Source organism: Metabacillus flavus, from assembly GCF_018283675.1.
Taxonomy (GTDB): Bacteria; Bacillota; Bacilli; order Bacillales; family Bacillaceae; genus Metabacillus_B; species Metabacillus_B flavus.
This window is the reverse complement of the sequence record NZ_JAGVRK010000001.1, coordinates 1,815,987-1,834,224: the sequence shown is the minus strand read 5'-3', so window position 1 is coordinate 1,834,224 and position 18,238 is coordinate 1,815,987. Positions and strand designations below refer to the sequence as shown.

General features: G+C 43.8%; 20 protein-coding genes. All 20 read right to left on the bottom strand.

Annotation, left to right across the window (positions count from 1 at the left end):
• Complete coding sequence (gene fliE / locus J9317_RS09430) at positions 1-300, bottom strand: flagellar hook-basal body complex protein FliE (RefSeq protein WP_211558095.1); 300 nt, start codon at positions 298-300, stop codon at positions 1-3.
• 11 nt (positions 301-311) lie between these two features.
• Positions 312-755, bottom strand: coding sequence for a flagellar basal body rod protein FlgC (gene flgC / locus J9317_RS09425; RefSeq protein ID WP_211558094.1), 444 nt, complete (start codon positions 753-755; stop codon positions 312-314).
• Positions 756-758: 3 nt separating this feature from the next.
• Complete coding sequence (gene flgB, locus J9317_RS09420) at positions 759-1,145, bottom strand: flagellar basal body rod protein FlgB (protein WP_347880521.1); 387 nt, start codon at positions 1,143-1,145, stop codon at positions 759-761.
• Between the two features lie 228 nt (positions 1,146-1,373).
• Positions 1,374-2,153, bottom strand: coding sequence for a GTP-sensing pleiotropic transcriptional regulator CodY (gene codY, locus J9317_RS09415; RefSeq protein WP_035411944.1), 780 nt, complete (start codon positions 2,151-2,153; stop codon positions 1,374-1,376).
• Positions 2,154-2,184: 31 nt separating this feature from the next.
• Positions 2,185-3,582, bottom strand: a complete 1,398-nt coding sequence (hslU, locus tag J9317_RS09410) for an ATP-dependent protease ATPase subunit HslU (RefSeq protein WP_211558091.1) — start codon at positions 3,580-3,582, stop codon at positions 2,185-2,187.
• A gap of 16 nt (positions 3,583-3,598) precedes the next feature.
• Positions 3,599-4,141, bottom strand: coding sequence for an ATP-dependent protease subunit HslV (gene hslV / locus J9317_RS09405; protein ID WP_211558090.1), 543 nt, complete (start codon positions 4,139-4,141; stop codon positions 3,599-3,601).
• Between the two features lie 26 nt (positions 4,142-4,167).
• Positions 4,168-5,067: a tyrosine recombinase XerC gene (xerC, locus tag J9317_RS09400; protein ID WP_211558089.1), complete on the bottom strand. Its 900-nt coding sequence runs from the start codon at positions 5,065-5,067 to the stop codon at positions 4,168-4,170.
• A 60-nt stretch (positions 5,068-5,127) separates the two neighbouring features.
• Positions 5,128-6,438, bottom strand: coding sequence for an FADH(2)-oxidizing methylenetetrahydrofolate--tRNA-(uracil(54)-C(5))-methyltransferase TrmFO (gene trmFO / locus J9317_RS09395; RefSeq protein WP_211558088.1), 1,311 nt, complete (start codon positions 6,436-6,438; stop codon positions 5,128-5,130).
• Positions 6,439-6,498: 60 nt separating this feature from the next.
• Positions 6,499-8,571, bottom strand: coding sequence for a type I DNA topoisomerase (topA, locus tag J9317_RS09390; protein ID WP_211558087.1), 2,073 nt, complete (start codon positions 8,569-8,571; stop codon positions 6,499-6,501).
• Positions 8,572-9,054: 483 nt separating this feature from the next.
• Positions 9,055-9,963, bottom strand: coding sequence for a DNA-processing protein DprA (gene dprA / locus J9317_RS09385; protein WP_211558086.1), 909 nt, complete (start codon positions 9,961-9,963; stop codon positions 9,055-9,057).
• A gap of 69 nt (positions 9,964-10,032) precedes the next feature.
• The gene (gene sucD, locus J9317_RS09380; protein WP_211558085.1) at positions 10,033-10,935 is read right to left on the bottom strand and encodes a succinate--CoA ligase subunit alpha; all 903 of its coding nucleotides are present in this window, start codon (positions 10,933-10,935) and stop codon (positions 10,033-10,035) included.
• Positions 10,936-10,953: 18 nt separating this feature from the next.
• Entirely contained in the window at positions 10,954-12,114 is a 1,161-nt protein-coding gene (sucC, locus tag J9317_RS09375) for an ADP-forming succinate--CoA ligase subunit beta (protein ID WP_211558084.1), read from the bottom strand.
• Between the two features lie 185 nt (positions 12,115-12,299).
• Positions 12,300-12,575: an EscU/YscU/HrcU family type III secretion system export apparatus switch protein gene (locus tag J9317_RS09370; RefSeq protein ID WP_211558082.1), complete on the bottom strand. Its 276-nt coding sequence runs from the start codon at positions 12,573-12,575 to the stop codon at positions 12,300-12,302.
• The gene (locus J9317_RS09365; protein ID WP_211558081.1) at positions 12,572-14,032 is read right to left on the bottom strand and encodes a hypothetical protein; all 1,461 of its coding nucleotides are present in this window, start codon (positions 14,030-14,032) and stop codon (positions 12,572-12,574) included. The genes J9317_RS09370 and J9317_RS09365 overlap by 4 nt, the downstream gene beginning before the upstream one ends.
• A gap of 12 nt (positions 14,033-14,044) precedes the next feature.
• Positions 14,045-14,812, bottom strand: coding sequence for a ribonuclease HII (rnhB, locus tag J9317_RS09360; RefSeq protein WP_211558079.1), 768 nt, complete (start codon positions 14,810-14,812; stop codon positions 14,045-14,047).
• 75 nt (positions 14,813-14,887) lie between these two features.
• Positions 14,888-15,742, bottom strand: a complete 855-nt coding sequence (gene ylqF / locus J9317_RS09355) for a ribosome biogenesis GTPase YlqF (protein ID WP_211558077.1) — start codon at positions 15,740-15,742, stop codon at positions 14,888-14,890.
• A gap of 15 nt (positions 15,743-15,757) precedes the next feature.
• Complete coding sequence (gene lepB, locus J9317_RS09350) at positions 15,758-16,309, bottom strand: signal peptidase I (protein WP_284143269.1); 552 nt, start codon at positions 16,307-16,309, stop codon at positions 15,758-15,760.
• A gap of 178 nt (positions 16,310-16,487) precedes the next feature.
• Positions 16,488-16,832 carry a 50S ribosomal protein L19 gene (rplS, locus tag J9317_RS09345; protein WP_035411981.1) on the bottom strand — a complete coding sequence of 115 codons (345 nt, stop codon included), beginning with the start codon at positions 16,830-16,832 and terminating at the stop codon, positions 16,488-16,490.
• Between the two features lie 146 nt (positions 16,833-16,978).
• Positions 16,979-17,710, bottom strand: a complete 732-nt coding sequence (gene trmD, locus J9317_RS09340) for a tRNA (guanosine(37)-N1)-methyltransferase TrmD (RefSeq protein WP_211562254.1) — start codon at positions 17,708-17,710, stop codon at positions 16,979-16,981.
• Positions 17,700-18,230 carry a ribosome maturation factor RimM gene (gene rimM / locus J9317_RS09335; protein ID WP_211558073.1) on the bottom strand — a complete coding sequence of 177 codons (531 nt, stop codon included), beginning with the start codon at positions 18,228-18,230 and terminating at the stop codon, positions 17,700-17,702. The genes trmD and rimM overlap by 11 nt, the downstream gene beginning before the upstream one ends.
• Between the last annotated feature and the right edge of the window lie 8 nt (positions 18,231-18,238).

Genomic DNA, 18,238 nt, shown 5'->3' with positions numbered 1-18,238 from the left:
TTACATTTGCATGCGCATTACTTCCTGATAGGCTTCGATCGCTTTGTTTCTCATTTCAACTGCTGATAATAAAGTTACACTTGCCTTTTCAGCGGCAATCATTACATCCTGCAATTCCACATTTTGCCCTTTTGCCAGTGCTCCTGTCATTTTATCCGACTCAAGCTGTGTACGGTTTACTTCATTCATAGCATTTTTCAGCATGTCACCGAATTGGCCAGCCTGTGTTTTTGCTGGTGCCGCAGTATTCGCAGTCATGCTAATATTTTGAAGTGATATTGGGGTAATTCCATTCATCATGCATCTTCACCTTACTTTCCAATTTCTAATGCTTTTAAGAGCATGCTTTTTGACGCATTAAACACGGTTACGTTTGCCTCGTATGAACGCGTACTGCTGATCAGATCCGTCATTTCCTTCAGCGGATCAACATTCGGCATCTTCACATATCCTTGAGCATCTGCATCTGGATGCGCAGGGTCATAAACTAATTTAAAGGGAGAAGAATCTTCACTGATTTCGGTTACCTGCACTCCGTTCCCTGCATGGCCGGTTCCCGCCCTTGAAAGCATTGAGGAAAAGCTGTCCTTCTCTTTTATCTCCACCATTTTCCTTTTATAAGGCTGCCACTCACCATCAACGAATTTGCCTCTGGTCGTTTCAGCATTTGCAATATTCGAGGAGACAGCATCCATTCTCAGACGCTGTGCCGTTAGAGCTGATGCAGAAGTATTTAAGCTGTTAAAAATGGTCATGCATTATCTCCCTCCCGTTAAAACTGTTTGAAGCGATTTGAACTTGCCATTTAATCTGTCTACAAGAGCGTTGTACTGAATTTGGTTTTTTGCAAGATCGGACATTTCCTGATCAATGTCTACACTGTTTCCGTTCGGGTGATAAGAACTGTTCTTATTTTTAATCACTGCTCCAGCTGAGGAGGCATTGGTAAATTCATAGTGTCTCTGATCCGTCCTAGTCGCCTTCATGGAATCCATCTCGCTGCTTAGAACATTCTGAAAAGATACCTTTTTGGCTTTATATCCAGGGGTATCTGCATTGGCAATGTTATTTGAGATTACTTTTTGCTGTATATTGGATGTTTTGAGAGCATTTTCAAGAGAATTAATTGTATTTGAGAAGAGCACCGCTAAAACCCCCACAATAGTTCTGAGTCATTCGTATCTTATTCATGTCGAATTATGTTAAATCCATACTGTTATTGTAAGTTTATATAGGCTCAAAGTCTATGAACTTCTTGTAAATTTTCGTCCTCATATTGTTCTATTTTTTGAACGGGACTATTTTACTATATTTTATAGTTAATTTGAACCACAAAAATAAAAAGGCACCCGCTTGACGGGTGCCTTTTTTCATTAATTTGATTTTAAACGTTCCAATTCAATGAGGAATTTGTCGTTAAGGACTTTAATGTATGTTCCTTTCATACCAAGGGAGCGTGATTCAATTACTCCAGCACTTTCAAGCTTGCGAAGTGCATTTACGATCACAGAACGGGTAATTCCTACACGGTCTGCAATTTTACTTGCTACTAGAAGGCCTTCATTTCCATTTAACTCCTCAAAAATGTGTTCAATCGCTTCAAGCTCACTGTAAGAAAGAGAGCTAATCGCCATTTGAACAACTGCCTTGCTTCTTGCTTCCACTTCAATTTCATCAGCTTTTTCACGAAGAATTTCCATCCCTACTACAGTCGCGCCATATTCAGCAAGGATAAGATCATCATCTTCAAATTGAGCTTCAAGACGTGCAAGAATTAATGTGCCCAGGCGCTCTCCGCCCCCAATAATCGGAACGATGGTAGTTAAACCATTTTTAAAAAGGTCGCGGTTTTCAACAGGAAATGCTGTATATTCGCTGAATACATCCAGGTTGGAGGATGTCTCAGAAACTTTGAATAAGTTTTTTGTATACTCTTCCGGAAATTGGCGGTCTTCAAGCATTTGTTTCATTCGTTCATGCTCGATTTGCTGATTGATGGCAAATCCAAGCAGCTTTCCTCTTCTGCTGACGATAAAGATATTTGCCTCGATCACTTCACTAAGAATCTCTGACATCTCTTTAAAGTTAACAGGCTTTCCTGCCGCTTTCTGCAGCATTGCATTGATTGTTCTTGTTTTCTCTAGTAAAGCCATGATTGGGTTTCCTCCTAAAAATAATCAATCTCTATAAGATAAATTGGCTTAAATCTTTATTGCTTGCGATTTTCCCCAGCTTTTCTTCAACATATTGCGGTGTAATCGTTATTTTGTCCATTGTCACATCCGGAGCTTCGAAGGATAGGTCCTCCAGCAGCCGTTCAAGTATGGTATGTAGTCTTCTCGCACCAATATTATCCGTGTCCTGATTCACTTGAAAAGCAACTTCCGCAATCTTACGAATAGCTTCGTCTGAAAATTCAAGTTTTATACCTTCTGTTTCCAGTAAAGCAGTGTATTGCTTCAGAAGTGCATTGTCAGGCTCAACAAGGATCCGGACAAAATCCTCTGTACTTAATTTTGAAAGCTCTACGCGGATTGGAAATCTCCCTTGAAGCTCCGGGATTAAGTCCGATGGCTTAGCCATATGAAAAGCACCTGCAGCGATAAAAAGAACATGATCTGTTTTGACTGATCCATATTTTGTTACAACTGTCGATCCTTCGACAATTGGAAGGATATCACGCTGAACGCCCTCTCTTGAAACATCAGCTGAGCCTCCGCCGCTGTTTTTCTTGGCGATTTTATCGATTTCATCAATAAAGATGATTCCGGATTGTTCTGCACGGGATACTGCTTCCTGTGTGGCTTCATCCATATCAATCAACTTCTGCGCTTCTTCATTTTGAAGAACTTTTCGAGCTTCTTTCACAGTCAGCTTTCGCTTCTTAGTTTTCTTAGGCATAAAGCTGCTGAAAGCGTCCTGCATGTTCATGCCCATCTGTTCCATACCCGAGCCCTGAAGCATATCAAACATAGACGGCTGCTGCTCCTCAACGTCCACGGTTACATAATGATCTTCAAGTTCGCCGAGTGCCAGCTGATGAGCGATTTTTTTCCTTCTTTCACTCAGATTCGAATCATCATCATTGGCTGACGTCTGATCGTGTTCCTGAGCTCCGCCAAAAAGCATTTCAAACGGATTTTTATTGGACTGATTCTTTTTTGCAGAAGGGACGAGCAGCTCAACAAGCCTGCGGTTGGCATTTTCTTCGGCTGTGCCCTTTACTTCACTCATTTTTTCTTCCTTTACGATGCGTATGGAGCTCTCCATCAAATCCCGGACCATCGATTCAACATCACGGCCTACATACCCGACTTCGGTGAACTTTGTCGCTTCTACTTTAATGAATGGAGCCCCGACAAGCTTGGCAATCCGTCTCGCAATCTCGGTTTTCCCTACACCGGTAGGTCCAATCATCAAAATATTCTTAGGCACCACTTCATCTTTCAATGATTCATCTAGAAGACTTCTGCGGTAGCGGTTTCTTAAAGCAACCGCAACTGCACGTTTTGCATCATTCTGGCCGACAATGTACTGATCCAGCCGTTCAACAATCTGACGGGGCGTTAATTGGCTTTTCATGGGTACCAATCCTTTCCTACAGCTCTTCTACAATCACATTGCCATTCGTATACACACAGATTTCCCCTGCAATCCTCAAAGCTCCTTCAGCGATTTCTTTTGCCGATAAGCTTTCTCCGCTATAGCGCTTCAAGGCTCTTCCGGCTGAAAGAGCATAGTTGCCTCCTGAGCCGATTGCTAGGATGCCATCATCCGGTTCGATGACCTCCCCAGTGCCTGATATAAGAAGCAAATCTTCTTTATTCATAACAATAAGCATTGCTTCAAGCCTTCTAAGGACTTTATCGCTTCTCCACTCCTTAGCGAGCTCTACTGCTGCACGCTGCAGGTTGCCATTGTATTCTTCTAGTCTGCCTTCAAACATCTCAAACAGGGTAAAGGCATCTGCTACAGATCCGGCAAAACCGGCAATAACCTTTCCATTAAACAGTCTGCGCACTTTTCTTGCTGTATGTTTCATGACAACAGCATTGCCGAATGTTACCTGGCCGTCGCCAGCCATCGCATAACCGTCTTTATGGTGAATCGCAAATATTGTGGTTGCATGGAATTCACTCATGATCCATTCCTCCTCTAATCAACAATCTACGCTCTAGGATGATGAGACATATATGTCTTCTTCAGCTGGTCCTTGGAAACATGTGTATAAATTTGCGTGGATGACAGGTGAGAATGACCCAGCAGCTCCTGAACACTTCGCAGGTCGGCACCTTCATTGAGCAGATGTGTAGCAAACGTATGCCGGAACATGTGCGGATGAATATGTAAGTTTGCAGCTGATTTTTTCACCAGCTCATTTAAGATATGCCGGATACCACCAGCCTTTAATGGATTTCCGCGATTATTCACAAAAATCGCATCATGAGGTGCAGCCTTATGAATGAGCTGCTCGCGGCCATCTTTCAAATACAGCTCTAAAGCATCCTGTGCATAGCTGCCGAACGGAACGTACCGCTGCTTATTCCCTTTTCCGTTCACAAGAACTGTTCCCATAAACAGATCCGCATCCTGTTTTTTTAACCCTGCACACTCGCTTACCCGCATACCTGTGCCATAAAGCATTTCGAGCAGCGCCTGATTCCTCTGGCCCAGCGGAGTGGAGAGGTCGGAAACCGTGAATAGAAGTTCCAGCTCTTTTTCATACAGAAAAGCTGGAATCCTTCCCTCTTTCTTTGGAAGGGAAACAAGAGCAAACGGGTTATCATTCAGCATTTTTTCACGATTTAGAAACTTATAGAAGCTTCTGAGACTGGAAATTTTTTTTGAAATCGTCCGTCTTGCCAGTTTCATTTTATGAAGCTTTGTCAAATACAGTCTAATATCCTGGTAGGTCACAAGATCAAGACCCGCAATTCCCTCTTCTTGCATAAAAAGGGCAAATTCTTCAATATTTGCAGAGTAATTCACAATTGTATATTGTGAATAGTTTTTCTCAATTTGTAAATATTCTACGAACAAAATTAAACTTTTCTTAACAATATCCATTTCTTCACCTCACAAGGGCGATTAAATGTTATCACATTGTAATCGCCCTTGCAATGAATATCAAATCGTTTTCGAAATTTTTTGAATTGTTTCCAGCGCTCTGTTTGCATAAGCCTCGTAACGGTCTTTCTTCACTTTGATTCTTTTAGGAAGTTCCGGGAAGATTCCGAAGTTTGCATTCATTGGCTGGAAATTGTCCGGATTAGCTGAGGTAATGTAGTTAGCCATACTTCCTAATGCCGTTTCAGGCGGCAGCACAGCAAGTTCTCTTCCCAGCACAAGATTTGCGGCGTTTATGCCGGCCAAAAGCCCTGAAGCCGCTGATTCTACATACCCTTCCACACCTGTCATTTGACCTGCAAAGAATAAATCTTCACGGTGTTTGGACTGGTAAGTAGGCTTTAACAGTTTTGGAGAATTAATAAATGTATTACGGTGCATAACACCGTAGCGGACAATTTCAGCATTTTCAAGACCTGGAATCAGCTTTAGCACCTCTTTTTGAGGGCCCCATTTTAAATGTGTCTGAAAACCGACAATATTATATAGGGTACCCGCTGCATCATCCTGTCTAAGCTGAACTACTGCATACGGGCGCCTCCCTGTTTTAGGATCTTCCAGTCCAACAGGCTTCATCGGTCCAAAAAGCATGGTCTTCTTTCCGCGCTTAGCCATTACTTCGATCGGCATGCAGCCCTCAAAAAAGATTTCTTTTTCAAATTCCTTCAATGGGACGGTTTCAGCCTCAATGAGAGCTTCATAGAAACGGTCAAATTCTTCCTCTGTCATCGGACAATTTAAATAAGCCGCCTCCCCTTTGTCATAGCGGGACTTTAAATACACTTTGTCCATATCAATGCTGTCTTTTTCGAGAATAGGTGCTGCCGCATCATAAAAATAAAAATAATCTTCACCTGTCAGTTTTTGCAGCTCATCTGACAGTGCCTTTGAAGTAAGCGGGCCTGTTGCAATGATCGTCGGTCCCTCAGGGATATGTGTAACCTCTTCATTCATAACCGTCACATTCGGATGGTTCTTTACTCTATCTGTGACTAGCCCTGCGAATTCATGACGATCGACGGCAAGTGCTCCACCGGCCGGAACCGCACAATCATCTGCAGATTTAATAATGACCGAGTTTAAATGTCTCATTTCTTCTTTAAGCACTCCAACAGCATTTGTCAGTGCATTTCCTCTTAGTGAATTGCTGCATACAAGCTCAGCAAATTTGTCTGTGTGATGTGCAGGTGTTTGCTTAACCGGTCTCATTTCAAATAAATTGACGCTAACTCCTCTTTCTGCAAGCTGCCATGCCGCTTCGCTCCCGGCTAGTCCTGCTCCTATGACATTAACAGTAGATTGCTGACTCATATTGATTTTCCTCCTCATGGGGTTTAAATAAAAAGAAGGTGAGCATAAAAGGGCTCACCATTACTTTTGCTGCTCTTCTTTGTAATCACAGGCTGTACATTGAACCTGAACACCTTTTTTCAGCTTCTTTTCAACCAGCATGGCTTCACAGCGCGGGCAGTTCCTTGCGATCGGCTTATCCCATGAAAGGAAGTCACACTCAGGATATCTGTCGCAGCCGTAAAAAATCCGTTTCTTCTTGGACTTGCGTTCAACAACATTACCTTTATCGCATTTAGGACATGGTACTCCGATTTCTTTCACAATCGGCTTTGTATTGCGGCAGTCCGGGAAATTAGAACATGCCATAAATTTACCGTAGCGGCCCATTTTGATGACCATGGGGTTTCCGCACTCTTCACAGTCTATACCTGCATATTCCGGTTTGATTTCCACTTCTTCCATTTCGGTTTCGGCAATGGTGATCCGTTTTTCGAAATCTTTGTAGAAATCATCTATTATTTTCACCCATTGAATGTGGCCGTCTTCGACTTCATCCAGACTGTTTTCCATTCGGGCTGTAAATTCGACATCAATGATTTCCGGGAAAAATTCCATAATCAATTCAAGGACAATTTCTCCAAGCTCCGTAGGAACAAAGCGCTTGTTATCAAGTGATACGTACCCTCTTTTTTGGATGGTATCCAGTGTAGGCGCATAGGTGGATGGTCTCCCAATGCCCCGTTCTTCAAGCGTTTTAACCAAACGTGCTTCGGTGTACCTTGGAGGCGGCTGGGTAAAATGCTGAGCAGGCTCCGTATCCTTTGAAAACACTTCGTCACCTGCGGCAAGCTCCGGCAAGTAGCGGTCCTTTTCTTCAACCTGATCATCATTACCTTCAACATATACTTTCATGAAGCCCGGAAATTTAACCTTAGACCCTGTAGCTCTAAAGATAACTCCATTATTATCTAAGTCTACGCTCATTGTGTCAAGCACCGCTGAAGCCATTTGGCTTGCTAAGAAGCGCTCCCAAATCAATTTGTATAAACGGAGCTGGTCACGGCTCAAGTATTCCTTCATGGAGGATGGGTCTCTTAATGTAGATGTCGGACGAATGGCTTCATGGGCATCCTGTGAATTGGAATTTTTCTTCGCGGCTTTCTTAACACCCAGATAGTCTTGTCCGTATTGCTGTTCAATGTATCCTGCTGCTTCAGTTTGAGCGGTTTCAGAAATTCTTGTGGAATCCGTTCTCATATATGTGATTAACCCGACTGTCCCTTCTTTGCCAAGATCAATTCCTTCATATAATTGCTGAGCAATCATCATCGTTTTCTTGGCTCTGAAATTCAGCTTCCGGGCAGCTTCCTGCTGTAAGGTGGATGTTGTAAACGGCACCGCAGGGTTGCGCTTTCTCTCTTTCTTTGTCACATTCGCCACATTAAACGAATTACCCTTGATGCGGGCTGTCACTTCTTTTACATCATCTTCCGTTTTAAGCTCGCGTTTTTTACCATCCATACCGTAAAAAGAACCTTCGAATTGATCCTTGCCTTTGAAAAACTGGCTTTCAATTGTCCAATACTCTTCAGGTATGAAAGCATGTATTTCTTTTTCCCTGTCGATGATCAGACGGAGTGCCACTGATTGAACCCGGCCTGCACTAAGGCCTTTTTTCACCTTTTTCCAAAGAATCGGACTTATTTTATAGCCAACAAGTCTATCCAGAATTCTTCTCGCCTGCTGGGCGTCCACCAGGTCCATATTGATCGCTCTCGGATGTTTAAAGGACTCTTTGATGGCGTCCTTAGTTATTTCATTAAAGACAACCCGGCAGTCGGAATGAACATCAAGATCGAGGCTATGTGCCAGATGCCAGGCAATTGCTTCACCTTCGCGATCCGGGTCAGCCGCGAGATAGACTTTCTTAGCTTTTTTTGCAGCAGATTTTAATTCTTTTAATACATCGCCTTTTCCTCTGATTGTTATATACTTAGGCGCAAAGTTTTGTGTAACGTCCACACCAATTTGACTTTTCGGCAAATCCCGGACATGTCCCATTGATGCTTTCACTTTAAATTTTTTCCCTAAATACTTCTCAATTGTTTTAGCTTTTGCTGGTGATTCTACAATAACCAGGTAATCCGACATCCTTATGTCCCCCTCAAGAGGTATTCTCTCTCTTTGTCTAAAAGCTCTGTTAAACTTGGCTGTTTATTGCAGCTAGCAGGCGTTCGCTTATCCTTGCGCGTGCGGTAAGCCTCCTCTGCACTGTGCGCCTGCGGGGTCTCAACAGTCCCGCTGCTGCACAAGGAGTCACACGACTTCCGCTCCAATCAACAGGTGTTTAAAAAATGAATATCATGCTTTAACATAGCCTATCTAAAAAATGAAACTTTATTTATTGGAAGGTTCCCCAATAATGGTTAGGAGCTTAATCTTGCGTCCTGGCATTAACAGGCAGTCTGCCTTCCTTCATTCAGATGACGAGGAAGGATTTCCCTGCTCGTTAACGCTGGGTATACGTGTATAAAAGCTTTTTGTAAGCATTTTTATCTTTCCAAGTTAAATCCCCACTATTATTAAATATATATCATGCGTTTGTCAAACAGTAATTTCCCCCTTGATGGAATTTTATTCCTTCGCAGTCCCGGAAGCTTTCAATCCTATCCCGTAAAACTCTTCTAAAATATCCTCTGCGGTCATCACAAGTTTTGCCCCATCTTTAATCAATTCATTTGTCCCATCAGAGGTGCAATCCAGAATGCGGCCCGGAATAGCAAAAACATCCCTCCCCTGCTCCATGGCATACTGAGCTGTAATAAGGGAGCCGCTGCGCTGCTTCGCCTCTGCAATCAGCGTCCCATTTCCTAATCCGCTGATCAATCGGTTTCTTTCAGGAAAGTGCCATTTCTGGGGCTTGATATGTGGGGCGTATTCAGAAATCAGCAGATGGTGCCGGCCAATTTCATTAGCCAGAGCACGATTGGAAAAGGGATAGATATGCTGAAATCCCCCTCCAAGCACAGCAATCGTTCTGCCCCCATTTACAATACACACAGCGTGCGCTGCCGTATCTATGCCTTCAGCAAGACCGCTTACTATGACAAACCCTCTCTTAATTAGGGGGATGAGGATTTTGTCCAGCGCTTCTCTGCCGTATGGCGTGGACTGTCTGGCTCCTGCTACACCCAGTGATTCAGGATGCTGAAACAGCTGAAGATTACCTTTGCAAAATAAGAATAGAGGCGGATCAGGGATTTCTTTAAGGAGGTCAGGATAGAGCGGGTCGAGAATAGTGAGGAAATGGGTCCCGTGTTTTTCAAGATTGGCCCGTATGGCTGATAATTTCAATGAAGAAAAATCTTCGGAGAATGTGGAATAATAGGAGGGGGTAATCAGTCCTAACGACAGGTACTCAGAGGATTTCAAGCTTTGAAGAAGGCTGAAGGAATGATCGATTTGATAAAGTCTTCTAAGTTTTGCAGCACGAATACCCCTGCAGTGAGAAATCAGGAGCAATTTGTCTTGTATGGTGTTCACAAAAGCACCCTTTCTTATTTCCATACTAATAGAAACGGATGCTTCGCACCCGTTTCTACTATTTAATTATTAATGTGTCTTACAGTTCTCATAGATGCCTTTTTCTTTCAGAACAGAAATGAGGGTTTCACCCATTACTGAAGGAGTATCCGCTACTTGAATGCCGCAAGCATTCATGGTTTTGATTTTTTCTTCAGCCGTTCCTTTTCCGCCTGAGATAATGGCTCCTGCATGGCCCATACGCTTACCTGGAGGTGCTGTTTTCCCTCCGATAAAGCCGACTACAGGTTTCGTCATGTTCGCTTTCACCCACTCAGCAGCTTCTTCCTCTGCTGTACCGCCAATTTCCCCAATCATGATCACAGCATACGTTTCTGGATCTTCATTGAATGCCTTCAGGACATCGATAAAGTTTGTGCCGTTTACCGGGTCTCCGCCGATCCCAACAGCTGAAGACTGTCCGATGCCTGCTTGGGAAAGCTGGTGCACCGCTTCATATGTAAGCGTTCCGGAACGGGAAACAACCCCTACATGGCCTTTTGTATGAATGTAGCCCGGCATGATGCCGATTTTGCACTCGCCAGGTGTAATGACGCCCGGGCAGTTAGGGCCCACCAGGCGTGTTTTCTTGCCTTCCATGTAACGTTTAACCTTCACCATATCCATAACCGGGATATGCTCTGTGATACAAATAACAAGATCAAGCTCTGCGTCTACTGCTTCCATAATGGAGTCAGCTGCAAAAGGCGCAGGAACGTAAATGACGGATGCATTTGCACCTGTTTCATTTTTTGCGTCAATGACTGTATTGAAAACCGGCACTCCTTCAACCTCTGTGCCGCCTTTTCCAGGTGTTACGCCGCCGACAATTTTCGTGCCGTACTCAAGCATTTGCTTTGTATGGAAAAGAGCTGTTGAACCTGTAATACCCTGAACGATAACTTTTGTATCTTTGTTAACGAAAACACTCATTTTTATCCCCCGCCTTTCTTAGCCTACTAAAGAAACGATTTTTTGAGCTCCATCTGCCATGGACTCAGCTGCCGTAATATTCAATCCTGAATCTTTTAAGATCTGCTTGCCCAATTCAACGTTTGTGCCTTCAAGACGCACAACCAATGGAATTTCAAGGCCAACTTGCTTTGTAGCTTCCACTACGCCTTCTGCAATGATGTCGCACTTCATGATTCCGCCGAAAATGTTAACGAAAATTCCTTTTACATTTTGGTCGGACAAAATGATTTTGAAGGCCTCCGTTACTTTCTCAGCAGTCGCGCCGCCCCCAACATCAAGAAAGTTTGCGGGTTCTCCGCCATAGTAGTTGATAATGTCCATTGTCGCCATTGCAAGCCCGGCTCCATTAACCATGCAGCCAATCTTGCCATCTAATGAGATGTAGCTTAGGTCGTATTTGGATGCTTCAATTTCCTTTGCATCTTCTTCATCAAGATCCCTGTATTCAAGTACATCTTTTTGACGGTACAAAGAATTCGCATCGAAGTTCAGCTTTGCGTCAAGCGCCATGACTTTTCCGTCGCCTGTTACAACCAATGGGTTGATTTCAGCAATCGAACAATCTTTCTCAGTAAACGCTTTATATAGGCTCATCATAAATTTAGCCGCCTGTCCCACAAGCTCACGCGGGATGTTAATGTTGAATGCGATGCGGCGCGCCTGATACATTTGAAGGCCGACTGCCGGATCCACGGATTCTTTAAAAATTTTCTCAGGCGTTTTTTCTGCTACTTCTTCGATTTCTGTTCCGCCTTCTTCAGAAGCCATCAGCACGACTCTTGAAGAATCACGGTCAAGAACTAGGCCCACGTAATATTCCTTCTTAATGTCGCAGCCTTCCTCGATAAGCAAACGCTTAACTTCTTTACCTTCAGGACCCGTCTGATGGGTGATCAGCGTTTTCCCCAAGATTTCGCTTGCGTATTCTTTTACCTCATCCAGACTTTTTGCAACCTTTACCCCGCCTGCTTTACCGCGGCCGCCTGCATGAATTTGTGCTTTTACCACCGTTACCTGTGTTCCAAGCTCTTTTGCTGCTTCAACTGCTTCTTCAACAGTGAACGCGACTTTCCCGTTAGGCACTGCAACCCCATATTTTCTGAGGATTTCTTTTCCCTGGTACTCATGGATATTCATATCCCATCCTCCTAACCTATGTATCAGCTAAATTAGACTGCGCTTTCATTTTATAAAATAGTTGATTGGTTGTCTACCATTCCACTCAAAATCTTTAAATCCTTCGAAAAATTCGTAATCTTTCTCTGCAAATTGTTTTTGTGAAAATATAAAAAGTGTGGCATCTAAGCCACACTAATAGACGGTCAATTCTTCTCTTTTAAATTATCCAGCTTGTAAATATATGCAAAAATTTCCGCGACTACTGCATAAAGATCTTCTGGAATCTCCTGATGAATTTCAAGGGATTGGAGGAGGGCTGCCAGGGATGCATCCTCTTTAACAGGAACTCCGGCCTCCCGTGCTCTTGAAAGGATTTCGTCTGCAATCAGTCCCTGTCCTTTAGCTGTTACCTTCGGAGCCCTTCCGCCTTCTCCTTCATACTTGAGTGCTATCGCCTTGCGCAGTTCCCTGTCTTTCATATTCTATAATCAAATCCTTTCTTGGGAGTTTGATAGAGATTCGGTTCAGGAACACTGCTTTTTTCTATTTTTTTAAAGGAAATACCTGAAAATTGATAGGGCAGGCTCTGAAATTGAGCCTTCAGCTCGGCAGCTGCACCAGCAGTCAGGGCACTAAGATCATGCTGGGAATGCACAACTGCTGTCACAATCCGGTTTTGAATTTGAACATCAGCCATAACGTGGCCAAGATTGGCAAGCTCCAGATAAAAAACCATCTTGCAGAAGGCCGGGTCGATTTTTCCCTCAGTGTCTTTACGGAGCTGAAAATGAACGGACACATCTGAACGTATGCGTTCATCCTGTATTGGAAAATGATGCCATGCCGCTGTAACTCCAGGCTGCTCCGTTTGCAGCAGCTGGTAACCGTTCAGTTTTTGGGAAAGCTTCTCTGCACGTTCTCCTGCAGCACCTCCCAAATCGGCCGCATCTGCTAAGAGGGATTTGATTGCTGCATCCTCCTGCACAGCCTTCTTTGAATTCTCCTGTATAAAGGCAAGCGACTTTTCAAGCATGGAAAAAAGCCGGACCAGTTCCTTTGGCTGAGCCAGCACCTCTATTTCTTTCCCTTTATTCCTAAGCCAGCTGCTTTCTTCTGATGAAAGCTGTGTGTTCTGATCAGAACCCGCTGCAAGTATTGTACGGAGCACTTCTTCAGGATTGGGAGCGGTATTCAATTTTTTCAGAATGCCTGAAGCATTAAAATGTTCAGCGGACTTCGGATCAGTGCTCCATTGGACGAGACGGTTCATCATCTGTGAGGCTTTTCGAAGCTCCGGGCCGGTAAGAATGGCTTCGATTACCTGCCTTAATCCTATGGTCTTCGGTGCTTGATGATCCCCTGCGGCTAGCTCTGAAGCCAGCCGCTGAAGGTCATTTTTCAATGGATCTCCCTTCAATGCTTCAAGAAGAGCTGAAAAAGTGTCACCTATTTTAGGGAGCCTGCGATCAAAAGCAGCAGAAACCGCCATTATCCCTTCAGCTTTGAAGCTCTCAGGCACGCTTTTAAGCCACTCCGCAGCTTCCGGCAGTTCTTCTGCAGAAAAAGGGATGTTTGCTCTTAAAAGGTGTTCTGCCAGCTGTGAATACCCTTTGGCTGCAGGAGGCAGGCCAAGGCTGCGGTTTATGGCAGCAAAAAGACGGTCCGTATTTCCCGAGGTGTCTAACCGATCGCGTAATTTTAATTTAGGAACTTCCGTTTTTGACAAAACGGCAGCCTCGAAAAGATATTCTCCCCCTTTAACCAGAGGGGCTTCAATAACAGCCAGAGCCCTGTTTGCGCCAATTTGGATGAGTGCACGCTGATTCGGGTAAAGTTCGCTTATTTTTCCAATAACGAGCTGGCCGTTTCTAAGCTGCAGAGAGCCGGGGGCTTGAGCGGCAAGAAGAGGCTGCAGAGCTGAGGTTATTCGATCCAACTGTTTTCACTCCTAATTTAGATGTTCTTTTACCGGACTGAACGTTTTCCGGTGATGGGGTGTTGCGCCATGCAGAGCTAAAGACTTCAGATGCACAGAAGTGCCATATCCCATATTCTGATCAAAGCCATAGTCTGGATAATCAGCAGCGAGGTTCTTCATAATCCGGTCTCTCGTCACTTTTGCCACGATCGAACCCGCCGCAATGGAAATGCTCCGTGCATCTCCTTTTATAATTTTTTCCTGCGGGATATCAAGCTCTACCTCCATCGCATCAATCAGCAAATAGTCAGGGCTCAATTCAAGGTCTTTAATTGCAAGCTTCATGGCCTTCTTAGCTGCCTGATAAATATTGATCCGGTCAATTTCATCCGCCTCTACAATCCCCACTCCGATCGCAAGCGCTTCTTTCTGAATGACATCAAAAAAGAAATCTCGCTTCGCTTCGGATAATTTTTTAGAATCGGTCAAACCTTCCAAATAAAAGTCTTCGGGAAGGATGACGGCACCCGCGACAACAGGACCGGCCAAAGGCCCTCTTCCGGCTTCGTCAATCCCGGCTATCGATTTAAATCCTTTGGAACGTGCTTCGTATTCAAAACTTTTTAACTCCTCAAAGATCTCTTTCATTCTCGCTTTTTTTTCAAGCTTAGCCTTTTGACGTTCAGCAAGCTTTCGTACAGAGGCTCTCTCATCCAGGCTATACGCCTGAATAAGCGGATCTTGAAGATTATGTACATCAGAAAGAATGGCTTGTATTTCTTTAACGGTTTGCTTCATTTGGTAAACTTCCTTCTTGAATAATATCGGTTTTTTCACAAAAAAATAAAGACTCGCATCATGCAAGTCTCTTTATCATATCTCTTCTCCTGGTCTTTCGAAAGACAGAGCACCTAATTTTTCAGAACGGATTTCACGCAATACGAGCTCTGAAGTTTTGTCGTAGTCCACCATGCCGCCGCTCATCATACAGCCTCTGCGATTGGCGATTTCATCAAAAAGCGGGACGATTTCTTCCGGTATTTCCTCAAGCCCGTAGCGCTCCTTAAGCCGCTCAGGGTAATTTTCTCTTAGAAAATTCAGGGCATAAACCGTAATATCCTGCAAATTTAAAATGGTATCCTTGATTGCTCCCGTAACCGCAAGCTTATATCCGACAAGCTGATCCTCGAATTTCGGCCATAAAATCCCCGGTGTATCGAGCAGTTCGATTTCCTTGCCAACCTTTACCCATTGCTGGGCAGTTGTGACACCAGGACGATCTCCTGTTTTGGCCATATTTTTCTTAGCCAGTCTGTTAATCAGCGTAGATTTTCCTACATTCGGAATTCCGATAATGAGAGCTCTGATGGCGCGCGGCCGGACTCCTTTCGCTTCAAGCCGGTCCAGCTTCTCCTTTAAAACAAGCTTGGAAAGCGGGAGAATTTCTTTAAGTCCCTTTCCGGACTGAGCATCCAGGGGAAGGGCATGCATTCCTTTTTCTTTAAAATAGCTTAGCCATTCCTTCGTTATTCTAGGGTCCGCCATATCTGCTTTGTTCAGCAGAATAATCCGAGGTTTGACTGAAACAATTTCATCAATCATCGGATTTCTTGACGAAAGAGGCAGCCTAGCATCCACCAATTCATATACAATATCAATCAGCTTCAGTTTTTCTGTTACCTGCCTTCTGGCTTTCGCCATATGGCCGGGAAACCATTGTATAGCCATTCTAACACCTTCCTTTTACTTCACAATACGCATATCAGGCAGCGGCCAGTAAACAACCTTTGCCTCTCCCATGATCTCTGACACCGGCACTGTGCCGATATGACGGCTGTCTTTGCTGATCCTTCGGTTGTCCCCCATTACAAAGACTTGCCCTTTCGGCACCTTTTTGCGTCCTGTTATTTCTTCCAGAGTAAAATTCTCTGTCAGAGGCGGATCAATCAGCTCACTTTTATACTCTTTCAAATAGGGCTCATCAACCGGCCTGCCATTTATGTAGAGCTGATCATACTTATATTCAACACTATCTCCTGGAAGTCCGATAATCCTTTTAATATAATCCTCATCCTCTGAGGCATGAAACACAACAATGTCAAATCTCTTAGGACCTGCAAGGGAAAAGCCCGCCTTGTTGACAATCATCCTGTCATACGAGTTAAGAGTCGGGAGCATCGATTCTCCATCCACTACAACCGTGGAAAATAGAAAATGACGAATGATAAATGCGATGATAATGGCCAGTCCAATTGCTTTGAGCCATTCAAAAATTTCTTTTCTTTCTTTAGTCAAACAGCTCACCATCCCAATATATTCAGCTAATTCTATTTTTGCACAGCAGCGGTTAGTTAAAACCTCGATATTTGATGGGAACGGCTGAGCACTGCATTTTTTTGCTTTTTAATGATGCATTTACCTTTATTATCTCATAAAAAAAGAGCTTGTTGCTTTAACAAGCTCTTTCTCTAATTTATCGGATTTCTTTAATACGGGCTTTCTTACCACGCAATTCACGCAAGTAGTAAAGCTTCGCACGGCGTACTTTACCGCGGCGAACGATTTCAAGATTAGCGATTTTAGGCGTGTGTACCGGGAATGTACGCTCAACACCAACACCGTAAGAAACTTTACGGACTGTGAATGTTTCGCTGATTCCACCACCACGACGCTTAATCACAACACCTTCAAAAAGCTGGATACGTTCACGTGTTCCCTCAACAACCTTAACGTGTACACGTACAGTGTCACCAGGACGGAACGCCGGAAGATCAGTTTTAAGCTGTTCTTTTGTGATTTCTTCAATTAGTTTTTGCATCGTATTCAACTCCTTCCAACAGATGCTCATTCCAATCTTATGCATTGCAGCGGAACATCTTAATAAGATTCGCAGAAAATCAATGAATCTCTGCAAACCACAAGAAATATCTTACCATATTCTATCTTTGTTTTGCAACTGGAATTTCAGCGTTTTTTAAGCTTTTCTATATATTTCTGCTGCTTCTCTGATAAGTCGTAGGTGTCAAGCAAATCAGGTCTTCTTTCGAAGGTCCGCTTCAGGGATTCTTCTTCCCGCCATTCATCAATCAGCTTATGATTGCCTGATATGAGAGTATCCGGAACTTTCATTCCTCTGAAATCCGCCGGACGCGTGTAATGCGGGTGCTCAAGCAGGCCTGAGCTGAATGAATCAAGGACAGGGGAATCCTCATTGCCTAAAACTCCCGGCAGCAGACGGACAACGCTGTCAGCGATTGTCATGGATGGAAGTTCTCCTCCGGTGAGGACAAAATCGCCGATTGAAATCTCATCTGTTACAAGATGCTCCCGGATCCGCTCATCATAGCCCTCGTAATGCCCGCAAATAAAGACAAGGTGTTCCGCTTCAGCCAATTCTTCTGCTTTCTGCTGATTAAACCGCTCCCCCTGCGGGCAGACAAGAATAACCCTTGGTTCGGCTGCGGACGCGTCTTTAATGGCCTGCACCGCGTCAAAAATCGGCTGCGGCTTCAGAACCATCCCTGCACCTCCGCCGTACGGATAATCATCCACCGTTTGATGCTTGTTGTCTGCATAATCCCTGAAATTAATCACGTTAAATTTTACTGCATCTTTTTCCTGCGCCTTTTTCATGATGGAGTGATGGAGCACACCTTCAAACATTTCAGGAAAAATAGACAGAAAATCAATCCTCATCATCAATCAGACCTTCCATCGGTGTGATGATAATTTTCTTTTCAGAAGGGTTAATTTCTTTAACGACTTGTTTAATATATGGAATCAGCAAATCTTTTTTGCGGGGTCTTTTTATAACCCACACATCATTTGCTCCAGGAGTAAGGATTTCTTTTACTTTGCCAATCTCTTTTCCATCATCCGTAAACACGACGCAATCAATGATTTCATGAAAATAGAATTCATTCTCATTAAGCTCTGACAGTTCAGATTCTGGAATCCGGATCACCATACCTTTATAGCCTTCTACATCGTTTATATTCGGATGGCCTTTAAACGTCAGCAAGTCGAAGTTTTTATGCTTGCGGTGACTTTCAATTTCAACCTCTTTATGCTTGGCGCCTTGCTCGCCGAAAATAAAAATCTTCTTCCCCGGCTGGTAGCGTTCATCTGCAAAATCTGTGACAGAAATGACTCTCACTTCTCCGCGGATTCCATGGGTATTCACAATTTTACCAACGTTAAACCATTTACCTTCCATAATGTCAC

What these genes read in the sequence shown, in the direction of transcription:
- fliE (WP_211558095.1), bottom strand. Translation starts at nt 300, where the DNA reads ATGATGAATGGAATTACCCCAATATCACTTCAAAATATTAGCATGACT.
- flgC (WP_211558094.1), bottom strand. Translation starts at nt 755, where the DNA reads ATGACCATTTTTAACAGCTTAAATACTTCTGCATCAGCTCTAACGGCA.
- codY (WP_035411944.1), bottom strand. Translation starts at nt 2,153, where the DNA reads ATGGCTTTACTAGAGAAAACAAGAACAATCAATGCAATGCTGCAGAAA.
- hslU (WP_211558091.1), bottom strand. Translation starts at nt 3,582, where the DNA reads ATGAAAAGCCAATTAACGCCCCGTCAGATTGTTGAACGGCTGGATCAG.
- hslV (WP_211558090.1), bottom strand. Translation starts at nt 4,141, where the DNA reads ATGAGTGAATTCCATGCAACCACAATATTTGCGATTCACCATAAAGAC.
- xerC (WP_211558089.1), bottom strand. Translation starts at nt 5,067, where the DNA reads ATGGATATTGTTAAGAAAAGTTTAATTTTGTTCGTAGAATATTTACAA.
- trmFO (WP_211558088.1), bottom strand. Translation starts at nt 6,438, where the DNA reads ATGAGTCAGCAATCTACTGTTAATGTCATAGGAGCAGGACTAGCCGGG.
- topA (WP_211558087.1), bottom strand. Translation starts at nt 8,571, where the DNA reads ATGTCGGATTACCTGGTTATTGTAGAATCACCAGCAAAAGCTAAAACA.
- sucD (WP_211558085.1), bottom strand. Translation starts at nt 10,935, where the DNA reads ATGAGTGTTTTCGTTAACAAAGATACAAAAGTTATCGTTCAGGGTATT.
- sucC (WP_211558084.1), bottom strand. Translation starts at nt 12,114, where the DNA reads ATGAATATCCATGAGTACCAGGGAAAAGAAATCCTCAGAAAATATGGG.
- J9317_RS09370 (WP_211558082.1), bottom strand. Translation starts at nt 12,575, where the DNA reads ATGAAAGACAGGGAACTGCGCAAGGCGATAGCACTCAAGTATGAAGGA.
- rnhB (WP_211558079.1), bottom strand. Translation starts at nt 14,812, where the DNA reads ATGAAGCAAACCGTTAAAGAAATACAAGCCATTCTTTCTGATGTACAT.
- ylqF (WP_211558077.1), bottom strand. Translation starts at nt 15,742, where the DNA reads ATGGCTATACAATGGTTTCCCGGCCATATGGCGAAAGCCAGAAGGCAG.
- rplS (WP_035411981.1), bottom strand. Translation starts at nt 16,832, where the DNA reads ATGCAAAAACTAATTGAAGAAATCACAAAAGAACAGCTTAAAACTGAT.
- trmD (WP_211562254.1), bottom strand. Translation starts at nt 17,710, where the DNA reads ATGAGGATTGATTTTCTGTCTATTTTTCCTGAAATGTTTGAAGGTGTG.
- rimM (WP_211558073.1), bottom strand. Translation starts at nt 18,230, where the DNA reads ATGGAAGGTAAATGGTTTAACGTTGGTAAAATTGTGAATACCCATGGA.